The organism is Mesorhizobium sp. B1-1-7, from assembly GCF_006442705.1.
Classification (GTDB): Bacteria; Pseudomonadota; Alphaproteobacteria; order Rhizobiales; family Rhizobiaceae; genus Mesorhizobium; species Mesorhizobium opportunistum.
In genome coordinates this window covers 274,592-285,636 of sequence record NZ_VFWQ01000007.1, presented here as the reverse complement: position 1 = coordinate 285,636, position 11,045 = coordinate 274,592, and the positions used below count along the sequence as shown (strand labels likewise).

The following is an 11,045-nucleotide window of genomic DNA, read 5'->3' as shown; positions in this document are numbered from 1 at the left end:
CTTCTGTCACGAATGATGCGGCAGTGTGGGAGAGCCGCGATCGGGGGGACAATCTGTTGCATGGAATGACGGATGAGGAAGTGGCACCGGAAGCGCTGCAGCTGTTTCGGGCGCTGTCCGTAGCCATGCGCACCGACCTGCTACGAAACGCCGTGGTGCACAGTGTAGCCTCAGGCACCGTTTTGTTCGAGCAAGGCGATGTGCCTACCTTCCAGCTGATCGTGCTGGCAGGATCCGTGCAATTGTTTGGACGATCAGCCGACGGTCGAGAAGTGCTGATCGAGGCCGTTCGGTCCCAGGACCTCGTTATCCCTGCCGCTGTCTTGACCGGGGCGCCCTACCTCATGCAAGCTCGGGTGCCTGAGCCTTCGCGCCTTCTGTTGATTCATGCGGCGGCGTTTCGGGCGGCCGTGGAGACGAACCCCCTGCTGGCACAGGCGGTGATCGGAAGCCTCGCACAACAGTTTCGACGTATGGTTCGGCAGATCAAAAGTCTCAAGTTGAGGACCGCGATACAGCGTGTCGGGTGTTACCTCTTGGCCCTGTCACAGAGGCAGCGTACTCCAGACAAAGCGGTCCTGCCGTTTGAGAAGATGCTGATTGCCTCCGAACTTGGCATAACTCGAGAATCCTTTTCGCGTGCATTGTCCAGCCTGAGCAACTCAGGCATTCAAGTCCATGGCCAAATTGTCGTAATTCATGACGCTTCTCGGCTGGCTGCCGAATGCGGATACGACCCCGTTACCGACGGGCCAGATACCGATGACTTCGTCGTCTGATTGACCAAAGTCGCGGCAATCACTGCTTTCGGTTGATCCAAGTCAACGCCTGTCCGTCACTCTTGCCGTCACCTCAACCAGTTGAGGAAGGAGAACAGGTGTGCCAACGGACAGCTCGACGATCACCATCTTGGTGTTGGATGTCTTTGCCTTCCTCGCGGTGCTGGCGTACGCCTCTTTCGAATCGCGTCATAAGTCACGCAAACAGCGCCGTGCGACGATCAAAACGGATTTGGACAAAGAACCTCGCCAGAATTCAATCAAGCCGAAAGTCTGAAGCGCCAAAGATGAGATGGCGACCTGTTGTCAGGGGAACCTTGAGGATAGGTCCTTGCTCATCCCACTCCTGCACCGGTGGCCCTGCAACGTACGGATGCATCTTCAACACGGTCTGCCAGATGGTGGGAAAGTCCGCACCTTTGCTGCGCGTAAAGTTGCACTCCCTGACTAGCCTGGAAACGACATCGGCCATTGGGCGCGACCTCTTCGATAAACTGCTGAATCTTCGAAGACACTTTGATCTCGGTCACCCGCATTGATCTCGATCAAAATGAGCCGACATTTCTCGCCCGAGCGGCCTAACTTCACTCGCGTCTTTGATGCGCATCAAAGACGCGACTGCCGTCGGCTGCCACTGTTTCGGCGATGAAGCGGAGCTCCATCCTATCGAAAGAACTCGAGATTGCAGGCGACACATGACTACGAACAGCAACGGCACTCTTTCCACACGCACTGGATTTCGCTTCGAGATGCGCCGCGCACGGCCCGAAGACGAGCCTACTTTGGCAGAGTTCTTTACCCATGTGACGCCGGAAGATTTGCGGTTTCGCTTTCTCGGCGGGTTGAAGGTGGTCTCGCATGAGCGGCTCGTCGCGATGACGCGTTCGGACGATGCAGATATACACAACTTCCTCGCCTTTTCGGTGAACGGCTTGCTGATCGCAGTTGCGATGTTGGCATGCGATCAGCCTCGTCGGCACGGAGAAGTCGCGATCTGCACTCGCGAAGATCACAAACACCTGGGCGTCAGCTGGGAGTTGCTCTTATACATCGCGAAATATGCTGAGGGGCTAGGCCTCGACACTATCGAGTCGATCGAGAGCCGCGAAAACCGCGCCGCGATCGAACTCGAGCGCGATATGGGCTTTACTGTGACGGCCTACCCCGATGATCCGACGCTTGTTCTGGTTCGGCGACAGCTGGGTTGCACAGCACCTTCTTGAAGCAGCGATCAGCAGAACACCCGTCAAGTTGTGGATGAACAAGGGACCATTCACAACCGGCGCGATCGGCGGACATCAGAGGCGGCCTCCCGTTTCAACAAAACGTTGTGTTCTTTGCGCAGGCGCAAAGAAGCGGCTGATCTCCTCAATAAGTAGACAATGGTGATCATGTTTGTCGGTTCACCTGATCCGGTTCCGGGATGTGTCGGAACCGGTTTCGTTGCTCCGGAAATATCAGCCGAAGGCAAAGAGCGTCGCCGTCGATAGCAAGGAGCAGTCATGTCTCGTCAGTTGATCTTATTTTCATCCGTCGCAGCTCTTCTGGTAACCGCTTCAGGAGCTTGCGCACTGGAATACCCCATTGGCGAACCTAAACTCATGAACGGCATGGAGGTTGCCGCCGTCTATCTGCAGCCGATCGAGATGGAGCCAGCTCACATCATGAGGCCCGCAGCCGATTCCGATATGCATCTGGAAGCCGATATCCATGCCACGCGTGACAATGCCAATGGCTTTGCCGAAGGCGATTGGATCCCCAATCTTAGAATCGAATATGTCCTGACCAAGCTCGATGGCAATCACAAGGTGGGCGGCGTTTTCATGCCCATGGTGGCCAGCGACGGTCCGCATTATGGCGACAACGTGAAGCTGATGGGACCGGGTAAATACAGCCTTCAGCTTAGCGTTGCCTCTGAAGGGTCCGACGCGTCCTCGCATTTCGGAAGACATGTCGACAAGGAGACAGGTGTCGGAGCGTGGCCCGAGACCTTTCACGTCGAATACGAATTCACCTATGCCGGCGTCGGCAAGAAGGGCGGTTATTAGACCTAGGTCAGCTGCCCGCTTCGAAATTTGTAGCTCATTCTGCGTTGCCAACCTTCCGGCTCCTTGAGCGCAACGCAGAGCGACAAAACAGGACAGACAGCCGAAATGACCGCCTTCCTCCATTCGACACAGGTCGCCATCGCGATCTGCCTTCTGGCAACCGCGCACCCCGCATCCGCTGATGAATATCCGAGCTTCGTCGTCGAACTCAGCGATGGCGCGATCACGCCGCGATCAATCGAGGTGCCGGCCAACGCGCGCTTCAAACTGGAGCTTCGCAATACCGGCTCCAGCCCTGTCGAGTTCGAAAGCGTTGAGCTGCGCAAGGAGAAGGTGCTGGGACCCGGCGTGACATCCTTCGTCGTCATCCAGCGTCTCAGTCCCGGCGAGTATCGCTTCTTCGACGATTTTCATCCCGGCATGCCGCCCGCCATGCTCATCGCCAAGGAGCCTGCGATCCAATGACCGCTCTCTTCGGACAGGTCGCCTTCGTGGTTTGGCGCGAGAGCATGGAGGCACTTCTGGTCGTCGGCATCCTGCAGGGATGGCTGACGCATCACGCTGGCGCGAGAGCCACAACCGGACGATATTTCCTTTGGGCCGGCGTCGCCGCAGGCATCGCCGGGGCCGCAGTTCTGGCTTTGGTCATCCTGTCATTGGCGAGCCTGCTCGAAGGAGACCGAGAAGACTATTTTCAGATAGCCATGGCTGGACTGGCCGCCTTGCTCATACTGCAGATGGTCGTCTGGATGCACAGGCAAGGCAGGAGGCTGAAGCAGGAACTTGAACGCGGCGCAGAGCGCGCGCTGACTGGCCGCAACTGGTTGGGTCTTTTCTTCCTGGCTGCCATCGCCGTGATGCGGGAAGGCAGTGAAACGGTTGTTTTCCTCTACGGCCTTTTGGCTTCGGCGAGCGAAACGACACTGCCCGGAACACTTGCGGCCGTCGTCGCGGGGTTTGCATTCGCCGCCGCGTTCTACTGGCTGATTCAGGTGGCCGCCAGGCGCTTCCCCTGGTCTATATTCTTCCGCGTCACGGAAATCCTTCTGTTGGCGCTGGCCGCATCGTTAATGATGGCTGCTCTTGACCGCGCCATGGGGCTGGAACTCATCCCGCCGCTATCCGGATCTCTGTGGGACACGTCCTGGCTTCTGGATGATACGGGCAGGCTTGGCGGCATTGTTGCCGCCATGACAGGCTATCGCGCCCGCCCCGAACTGATGGCGGTCCTGGTTTACGCGCTTTACTGGATCGCCGCCGTCGCACTGCTGCGATCAGCGCGGCCTCATCCCGCAGAACGCGCGCCATGACGATACGGGTCGCGCCACAACGACACGTCCAGCCCGTCCCGCCGAGCGACGCCTGGCAGAGGCTCGGGGATTGGCTGCAGCGCAATCAACGGTCGATCCGGATCGCACAATGGTCCGTCGTGCTGATCTACGCCATTCTGCTCGTCGTTCCCGTCTTCCTGCCTCTTCCGGATGACATGGCCTATTTGTGGAGCGATTTCACCCGCTTTGCCCAGTTTGCCTTCTGGGGTGTCTGGTGGCCGCTCGTGCTCTTGAGCACCGCGCTGGTCGGACGGATGTGGTGTGGTATTCTCTGTCCGGAAGGAGCGATAACCGAATTCGTCAGCGGACGTGGACTTGGGAGAGCGATCCCGCGCTGGATGATGTGGCCCGGCTGGCCCACGATCGCCTTCGCCTGCACAACATTGTACGGCCAGATGACGAGCGTCTACCAGTACCCCCGTCCAACGCTCCTGATTCTCGGAGGCTCGACGTTGGCGGCCGCCGTGATCGGCTATCTCTACGGGCGCAACAAGCGTGTGTGGTGCCGCTATCTCTGTCCGGTCAGCGGTGTCTTTGGCCTACTGGCTAAGCTGGCTCCGCTGCATTTCCGCGTAGATCCGCCGCTCTGGCAACAGTCCCAGCTCTCCAGGATCAAGCCCGGGGCTGTCAACTGCGCGCCGCTGGTGCCGTTCCGGACCATGCGCGGTGCCGCCGACTGTCACATGTGCGGACGGTGCAGCGGTTTTCGCGGGGCAATCCGTCTGGCTCGCCGTTCGCCTAACCATGAGATTGTTCATGTTGCCGGGAAAGCGGCCAAACCCTGGGAGACGGTACTGATCGTCTTCGGCCTTATGGGTCTGGCCGTTGGCGCATTTCAATGGTCTGTCAGTCCTTGGTTCGTCGCCGCCAAGCAGTGGATAGCGGAGCGGTTGGTCGATGGCGGGGTGATCTGGCCGCTTGAAGCCACAGCGCCTTGGTGGATGCTCACCGACTATCCTCAGAGGAGCGATGTGATGACGCTCCTCGACGGGGCGCTGCTGGTCGGCTACGTGCTTGCGACGGCTATCGCCTGCGGCACGTTGACGACGTCGATGCTGGCACTTGCCACACGAAGCCTTGGTCCCTGGCAGCCGGCCCGATTTCATCACCTTGCCCAAGCCCTGATACCCTTGGCCGGCGCTGGGGTCTTTCTCGGCCTGTCCGCGCTAACGATCAGCCAGCTTCGTTCGGACGGCATCGACCTTCCATTCGTCGGCCCCCTGCGCGCCGCGATGATCGCGCTGGCGACTATCTGGTCCGGGGTGCTTTGTTGGCAGGTGACTGGTCTCTACAACCGGGAACATGGCCGACGAGTGCTCGCGACATTCTTCGTCGGGTTGGCCATGATCGTCACCGACCTCGGCTGGTTTCTGCTTTTCTGGCTCTGGTAAGCCGGCATCATCTCACATGTCCGGTATGAGCACTCCGCGAAAGGCCACCAAAAACAGACCGAAGGCGATAACCCAAAAGGTGCTTGAAAGGCTGGTTAAGGCGGCGCCGTAGCTGGGCAGCAAGTCGACCAGAAGGCGCGACAGGCAGCAAATCGTCATCGCCACGAACGCACCGGTCGCCAGGGCCGAAGCCGCGAAGGCGCGGCGGCTGTGCTTGCGGATCATGCTCGCCATAATAGCGAGGGCCATCGTGCCGATGGCACCGATTGTCCATGCATGAACCGCAGCCGCCTGTCCCAGCCATTCCGGTGCCAGAATGTGGATCGCCAGAAGTCCGAAACCCACGATGACCCAGCCATATCCTACGTGAAGGGCAAGAACCGTCGCGGAGGCCGCGCTTCGCCAGCCGTTCCATTGGGCGGCTCGCATGGTCTGACCGCAGGCGGCAAGCGCGCAGGCAACGCCGGTGAGTTGTGTCTGCGGCGCGACAACCCACAAACCAAAGGCGCACGCTGCCACAACCGCCGCCGCGCACTCCAAGATGGCGTACCGATCGATGAGTATCCGACCGCCGGCGCTCTCGACATAGGCCACCGTCAAAGCCGGTACCACCCGTCCTCCGATGATCATGATGAGGCCGATGATCGAAGCCAAGGCCAGCCGCAGCGCGAATTCTACTTGGTAGGACGCTGCTGCGAGCATGTTGCCACCGCAAAAGACAAGCAGCAGAAACAGTATCTTCAGGTTGCGGCGGTCGCGGCTCGCGATCACCCGTCCCGCCGCGATCAAGAAGAGCGTCAGCACCAGAAGCGCAGAGAGGGCAAGCCCGGCCGAATGCGACAGAAACAGGAAAGTCCCCCGGCTGCACAGCCATAGAGCAACCAGCAGACGCGTGGTAAGTGGCGAGACTGCGTGTCGTCCTGTCCATCGGGGCAGCGCCGTCAACAGAAAGCCAGTCAAAATGGCTGGAACCATCCCGAAAAGAAGCACGTCGCGATGCCAATCGCCGGGAGATATCCCGGTCGGGCCGATGGCCTGTATTCCGAACGCTGACGGCAACCAGACCGCCGCGCCTACAATCGCGTCCAGACCAGCGATTAGAAAAAATGGCCGAAACGGCGCCGACGTCCGCTTCTGCTGCGCATTCAAGGTGAGCGCACTCCCTTCTGTAACCATGCAAGAATTCCTCTGCGGGGATGGCTGACACAGCATCCTCGTGCCGCTTCGCAACCCGCATGATCGGCGGTCGAAAAAAACTCAACTCGAAGGCAATACTGTCGGTGATCGGTCTGCGTGTTTGCTCCAGCGCAAACAGGCTGCAAAATGGTCGATTATAGTCAAAGAAATTTTCGAGGCTGCGTCTGCCGACTGGCAAGGCGCGCGGCGTCTGTTCGCGTTGCGACCGGCTGCGAAATGTCTGCCCTAGGAGCGAAGAAGATGAAACAAAACGTTCCATTGAGTAGTATTGACGACGGTTCCCGGCGCTTTGCTGACATGGCCGTTGTCGGCAGGCTGGCAAATTTGATCAAGGACGCCCGGCTCGATTGTGAGTGCCGTTCCAGGCTCGACGAGACGCTGGCGCGATTTACGGCTCTGGAAGTCCGGCGCGCGGCACGCGAGCATCTTGCCAACGCCCGCAGTCAGCGCGAGCGCATCGAAGCCATTCTCTTCTTCTTGCAGGATCTCGATGAAATGGGCGCAGCCGAACGGGACCGCAGCGTCTACATGGATCTCGCTCTCCTGTTTGACGATATCGCGAGCACCGCAAAGGAGGGTGCATTTTCGATGCGGCAACTCAGTTTATCTCCGGTGCAGAGGGGCCATAGGTGATCAGCAGCAAGAACTGGTGAAGGCTTCGGGCGACCCTGCCAACCAGTTCCGCCGATCGCGGTCCAAACAAAGCCCGCAGGCACCTCCGACAGGGTGAAACTCAACACATTTCACAAAGGAGAAATCGCATGAAGAAATGCATGATGCCAACAGTCGCCATGGTCCTCTTCGCCGCACCGGCGCTTGCGGCGGGAATGCATTCCGGCACTCATAACGGCCATGAGCTGATGACTATCGGTCAGCCGGACATGGCGGCCAAAGTAGACCGGACCATCGCGATAAGCATGGTCGAGAACGAAGATGGATCGATGGCGTTCGATCCGGTTTCAGTCACTGTGAAAAGGGGCGAGACGGTGCGTCTGGCCTTCACCAATGAAGGCGAATATGACCACGAATTTGTCATGGATACTCATGAGCAAGTGATGAAACATAAGGCCGGGATGGATAGGCTTCCCGACATGGAACATGCCGACCCCAATGCGATCCGCATTGGCTCCCAAGGAAGAGGCGAGATCGTCTGGGCTTTCACAAGCGTCGGCAGGTTCGAGTTTGCTTGCCTGATACCGGGTCACTATGAGCTTGGAATGAAGGGGGTCCTCACCGTCACCGCCAACTGAGCCGTGAGGTGACCAGATCAGGCCAATCGCGTGTGCGACCTCTTTTCGTAGAGCTCGACATCATTGCGCAGGTTGAGGTCTTCCTATCTCGATCATCCATTCTGGTGGCCCCGGGCTAAGGCAAACCCAAATGTGTTCGCTGGCAAAGAACGCTTCGAACTGACGCCTGAGCTTGTCAGGATCAAAATCGAGAACGACCATGAATGTCTGACCGGGTTTGAGTCCGTCGAACATTGACAATACGGCGGACTGCTTCCTTTCAGGTGGAAGTTTCCGTACGTCATATGTCGCGCCTTTCGACGTCTGCAAATTCATTGCTATCCTTGCACGTTGAGCCAATCAATCAGGACGATCACGCGGCGGCGACTTTCTTTTCGCCCCAACGCGTGAGCTTGTCGCCCGGGTCGACGCCCGCCCAGCCGATCAGCCGGGCAGCCATCTCGACCACCATTTCCTCAATCGAGGCCAGCTTGACATAGAATGGCGGTACTGGAGGTGCGATGACTGCGCCCATCCGTGCTAGTCTCAGCATCGCGTCGAGGTGCCCTTCATGGAGCGGCGCCTCGCGCGGCACGATGACCAGCCGGCGCTTTTCCTTCAAGATGACATCGGCGGCCCTGGTGAGAAGGTTGTCGCCTAAACCGTGTGCCATAGCCGCCAAGGTCCGCATCGAACAGGGAACGACGATCATGCCATCCGTTCTGAAAGAGCCGCTGGCGATGGGTGCGGCCAAGTCCTGATAGGAATAAGCGTGGTTGGCGAGGGAGGTCAGTTGGGCAAGGCCATCGGTGCCGAGCTCATGAGGGATGGCCAATCGCGCGCCCTTGGAGACGACGAGATGTGTCTCCACCCCGGCCCTGACCAGTTGACGAATGGTTTCCAGCGCGAGCACGGAGCCGGATGCACCAGTGACACCGACTATCAACCGTTTGGTCATTGTTGCCTCTGAGCGATTGTCTGGGAAAAAAACTCGTTCCATCGTTGGGATACCTGCTCCTCGATATGAGTTGACATCGTCAGCACCTTTCCCCATTCGCGAGAGGTCTCGGACCCAATTTTGCGCGTCGCATCGAAGCCGATCTTTCCCCCAAGCCCTTCGAGCGGCGACGCGAAATCGAGCTGATCGATAGGGGTTCGATCCACCTGCATCAGATCTCGCGAGGGATCCATCCGGGTGGCGACCGCCCACATCACGTCCGGCCATGATCGAATGTCGATATCGTCATCCACCACGATGACCATCTTGGTCATCGAAAACTGCGGCAGCAGGGACCAGAACCCCATCATCACGCGCCTGGCCTGTCCGGCATACTTCTTGGCGATCGAGATGACCGCAATCCTGTAGGAGCAGGCTTCCGGCGGAAGCCACACATCAACGATTTCCGGTATCTGCTGGCGCAGGAGTGGCTTGTACACATCGAGCAGTGCCTCGCCGAGAACCGAGGGCTCGTCGGGCGCGCGCCCGGTGAACGTGGTCAGGTAATTTGCCCCGTCGCGAACGCGAACGCGCTTGAGGTTGAATACGGGGTATCGCTCCGGCGCGTTGTAATATCCCGTGTGATCGCCGAAAGGGCCCTCCAGCGCAGTCTCCGTTGAAGAGACGGCACCTTCAAGCACGATTTCCGCACTGGTTGGCACGTGAAGCATGATGCTCTTGCAGGGCGCCAATCCGACTCGGCGATTGTTGATCATCCCGGACAGTGCCAGCTCCGACACGCCTTCAGGCGCCGGCATCACCGAGGCGATCAACGTCGCGGGATCTGCCCCGATGACGACCGCCACCGGCATCTCAAGACCCCTCGCCTGCCATATGCGATGGTGGGCTGCTCCGCCTCGCATGGGAAGCCATCTTATGATCGCACGATCACGGGCTAGCACCTGCATCCGATATATGCCCAGATTGTATGTGCTCGGGTCGTCCTCGCCAGGCGGGCGAGTAATGACCACTGGCCATGTTATGAGGGGGCCGGCGTCTCCCGGCCAACAAGTCTGGACGGGAAGAAGCGAAAAATCCGGATCGGCATCTCGCCACTCTCTAGGCGGGGAGACTATCTTCGGCCGCGCCACAAGTGCACCGCGCGCTGCAGGCAACATCTGTCGAGCCTGATGAAGGTTCTGTGGGGCCTGAGGCGATCTCATCCACGCAAGGAGCGCGCCCAGGGTCTCCAGACCGTGAAGGTCGGTGCCAAGGCCCCAGGCTACACGTTCCCGGGTGCCGAAAAGATTTGCGACGACGGGAAAGGCTGACCTGACGCCGCGATCGTCGACAGGCGCCGTCAGGCGGAGCGCCGGGCCTTTCGAAGCAATCACCCGCTTGTGTATCTCGGTCAGTTCGAGCCGTGTCGAAACCGGCACGCCAACCTCACGAAGCTGCCCGTTCCGATCGAGGAACGAAAGGAATGAGCCGAGATCTGAAAACAGGGGAAGGCAACGGTGATGCATGGCGAAATCCGGCCCGACCGGTTCGTCGGCGATCAATTTTGCCATCAGCGCTGACGAAGAACTTTGCGCTAGCGCAAAGAGCAAACGATCCGCCCCCGCTATTTTCCCTTCTCACATCATTTCCGAGGAAGGCGATCGAGGCAAAAGGATTTCACATGGCAGGCAATCTCATTAGCGAAACTGTCGAAGCTTGGCGGTCCGTAATTTCCCTTCTCGCGGATCGCCGGCGGAGCAGGGCAGCGACAAGAGAATTTTGGGCAATGGGTTTGGATGAATGCACAGGCATCCTGAATGGCATCGGTTTGTCACGAAGCGAATTCGACGAAGCCATGCGGCTACCTTACGCTTCGCAAGACCTGCTTTCTTCCGCGATGCGTTCGATTGACATCGATCCTGACAGCTTTCAATCGCTGGAAGCCGCGCACCGTTTCATGTCACGCATCTGCGTCACCTGCCAGCATCGCCGCCAGTGTCATGGCCACTTGGCCGCCTTCGATTTCGAAAGTCACTATCAGGATTTCTGTCCCAACAGTGCGAATTTCGCGGACTTGCTGGCAGACGGACGCAGCCAGTCGATGGCCGGAAAGACCTGCTGAACGGTCTCATG

14 protein-coding genes are annotated in these 11,045 nt (G+C 59.0%); 10 read left to right on the top strand and 4 right to left on the bottom strand.

All coding sequences use genetic code 11. The features are described from left to right. Positions 1-65: 65 nt before the first annotated feature. The 7 genes from FJ978_RS14450 (at position 66) to FJ978_RS14425 (ending at position 5,549) form a co-directional block, all read left to right on the top strand. Positions 66-779 (top strand): cyclic nucleotide-binding domain-containing protein, encoded by a 714-nt coding sequence (locus FJ978_RS14450; protein ID WP_140572702.1) that lies wholly within the window; start codon positions 66-68, stop codon positions 777-779. 100 nt (positions 780-879) lie between these two features. After that, positions 880-1,056 (top strand): hypothetical protein, encoded by a 177-nt coding sequence (locus FJ978_RS32810; protein WP_181176927.1) that lies wholly within the window; start codon positions 880-882, stop codon positions 1,054-1,056. Between the two features lie 418 nt (positions 1,057-1,474). Beyond that, positions 1,475-2,002, top strand: a complete 528-nt coding sequence (locus FJ978_RS14445) for a GNAT family N-acetyltransferase (protein WP_140572641.1) — start codon at positions 1,475-1,477, stop codon at positions 2,000-2,002. Between the two features lie 279 nt (positions 2,003-2,281). Next, complete coding sequence (locus FJ978_RS14440) at positions 2,282-2,827, top strand: iron transporter (protein WP_140572640.1); 546 nt, start codon at positions 2,282-2,284, stop codon at positions 2,825-2,827. A gap of 105 nt (positions 2,828-2,932) precedes the next feature. After that, entirely contained in the window at positions 2,933-3,292 is a 360-nt protein-coding gene (locus tag FJ978_RS14435; protein ID WP_140572639.1) for a cupredoxin domain-containing protein, read from the top strand. Next, positions 3,289-4,137 (top strand): FTR1 family protein, encoded by an 849-nt coding sequence (locus FJ978_RS14430; RefSeq protein ID WP_140572638.1) that lies wholly within the window; start codon positions 3,289-3,291, stop codon positions 4,135-4,137. The genes FJ978_RS14435 and FJ978_RS14430 overlap by 4 nt, the downstream gene beginning before the upstream one ends. Continuing rightward, the gene (locus FJ978_RS14425) at positions 4,134-5,549 is read left to right on the top strand and encodes a 4Fe-4S binding protein (protein ID WP_140572637.1); all 1,416 of its coding nucleotides are present in this window, start codon (positions 4,134-4,136) and stop codon (positions 5,547-5,549) included. The genes FJ978_RS14430 and FJ978_RS14425 overlap by 4 nt, the downstream gene beginning before the upstream one ends. Before the next feature lie 12 nt (positions 5,550-5,561). Here FJ978_RS14425 and FJ978_RS14420 read toward each other — a convergent pair whose 3' ends face one another. Continuing rightward, positions 5,562-6,725 (bottom strand): NnrS family protein, encoded by a 1,164-nt coding sequence (locus FJ978_RS14420; RefSeq protein WP_140572636.1) that lies wholly within the window; start codon positions 6,723-6,725, stop codon positions 5,562-5,564. Positions 6,726-6,986: 261 nt separating this feature from the next. Here FJ978_RS14420 and FJ978_RS14415 point away from each other — a divergent pair, with 261 nt between their 5' ends. Together FJ978_RS14415 and FJ978_RS14410 are read left to right on the top strand one after the other, a co-directional pair. Beyond that, the gene (locus FJ978_RS14415; protein WP_140572635.1) at positions 6,987-7,379 is read left to right on the top strand and encodes a hypothetical protein; all 393 of its coding nucleotides are present in this window, start codon (positions 6,987-6,989) and stop codon (positions 7,377-7,379) included. A gap of 128 nt (positions 7,380-7,507) precedes the next feature. After that, positions 7,508-7,996 carry a plastocyanin/azurin family copper-binding protein gene (locus tag FJ978_RS14410; protein WP_140572634.1) on the top strand — a complete coding sequence of 163 codons (489 nt, stop codon included), beginning with the start codon at positions 7,508-7,510 and terminating at the stop codon, positions 7,994-7,996. 60 nt (positions 7,997-8,056) lie between these two features. Here FJ978_RS14410 and FJ978_RS14405 read toward each other — a convergent pair whose 3' ends face one another. The 3 genes from FJ978_RS14405 to FJ978_RS14395 are packed head-to-tail and all read right to left on the bottom strand — an operon-like array spanning position 8,057 to position 10,438. Then, positions 8,057-8,311: a DUF2249 domain-containing protein gene (locus tag FJ978_RS14405; protein ID WP_140572633.1), complete on the bottom strand. Its 255-nt coding sequence runs from the start codon at positions 8,309-8,311 to the stop codon at positions 8,057-8,059. A gap of 37 nt (positions 8,312-8,348) precedes the next feature. Continuing rightward, positions 8,349-8,933, bottom strand: coding sequence for a UbiX family flavin prenyltransferase (locus FJ978_RS14400; RefSeq protein WP_140572632.1), 585 nt, complete (start codon positions 8,931-8,933; stop codon positions 8,349-8,351). Beyond that, positions 8,930-10,438 carry a UbiD family decarboxylase gene (locus tag FJ978_RS14395; RefSeq protein ID WP_140572701.1) on the bottom strand — a complete coding sequence of 503 codons (1,509 nt, stop codon included), beginning with the start codon at positions 10,436-10,438 and terminating at the stop codon, positions 8,930-8,932. The genes FJ978_RS14400 and FJ978_RS14395 overlap by 4 nt, the downstream gene beginning before the upstream one ends. On the opposite strand from FJ978_RS14395, the gene FJ978_RS14390 reads away from it, so the two are divergent. Continuing rightward, positions 10,396-11,034: a hypothetical protein gene (locus FJ978_RS14390; RefSeq protein ID WP_246678139.1), complete on the top strand. Its 639-nt coding sequence runs from the start codon at positions 10,396-10,398 to the stop codon at positions 11,032-11,034. The two genes, FJ978_RS14395 and FJ978_RS14390, sit on opposite strands and share 43 nt — an antisense overlap. Positions 11,035-11,045: the final 11 nt, after the last annotated feature.

Excerpts from the sequence above, each read along its gene's own strand:
- FJ978_RS14420 (WP_140572636.1), bottom strand. The coding sequence starts at position 6,725 with ATGGTTACAGAAGGGAGTGCGCTCACCTTGAATGCGCAGCAGAAGCGG.
- FJ978_RS14410 (WP_140572634.1), top strand. The coding sequence starts at position 7,508 with ATGAAGAAATGCATGATGCCAACAGTCGCCATGGTCCTCTTCGCCGCA.
- FJ978_RS14450 (WP_140572702.1), top strand. The coding sequence starts at position 66 with ATGACGGATGAGGAAGTGGCACCGGAAGCGCTGCAGCTGTTTCGGGCG.
- FJ978_RS14390 (WP_246678139.1), top strand. The coding sequence starts at position 10,396 with ATGAGCCGAGATCTGAAAACAGGGGAAGGCAACGGTGATGCATGGCGA.
- FJ978_RS14430 (WP_140572638.1), top strand. The coding sequence starts at position 3,289 with ATGACCGCTCTCTTCGGACAGGTCGCCTTCGTGGTTTGGCGCGAGAGC.
- FJ978_RS14435 (WP_140572639.1), top strand. The coding sequence starts at position 2,933 with ATGACCGCCTTCCTCCATTCGACACAGGTCGCCATCGCGATCTGCCTT.
- FJ978_RS14425 (WP_140572637.1), top strand. The coding sequence starts at position 4,134 with ATGACGATACGGGTCGCGCCACAACGACACGTCCAGCCCGTCCCGCCG.
- FJ978_RS14405 (WP_140572633.1), bottom strand. The coding sequence starts at position 8,311 with ATGAATTTGCAGACGTCGAAAGGCGCGACATATGACGTACGGAAACTT.
- FJ978_RS14395 (WP_140572701.1), bottom strand. The coding sequence starts at position 10,438 with ATGCATCACCGTTGCCTTCCCCTGTTTTCAGATCTCGGCTCATTCCTT.
- FJ978_RS14415 (WP_140572635.1), top strand. The coding sequence starts at position 6,987 with ATGAAACAAAACGTTCCATTGAGTAGTATTGACGACGGTTCCCGGCGC.
- FJ978_RS14445 (WP_140572641.1), top strand. The coding sequence starts at position 1,475 with ATGACTACGAACAGCAACGGCACTCTTTCCACACGCACTGGATTTCGC.
- FJ978_RS14400 (WP_140572632.1), bottom strand. The coding sequence starts at position 8,933 with ATGACCAAACGGTTGATAGTCGGTGTCACTGGTGCATCCGGCTCCGTG.
- FJ978_RS14440 (WP_140572640.1), top strand. The coding sequence starts at position 2,282 with ATGTCTCGTCAGTTGATCTTATTTTCATCCGTCGCAGCTCTTCTGGTA.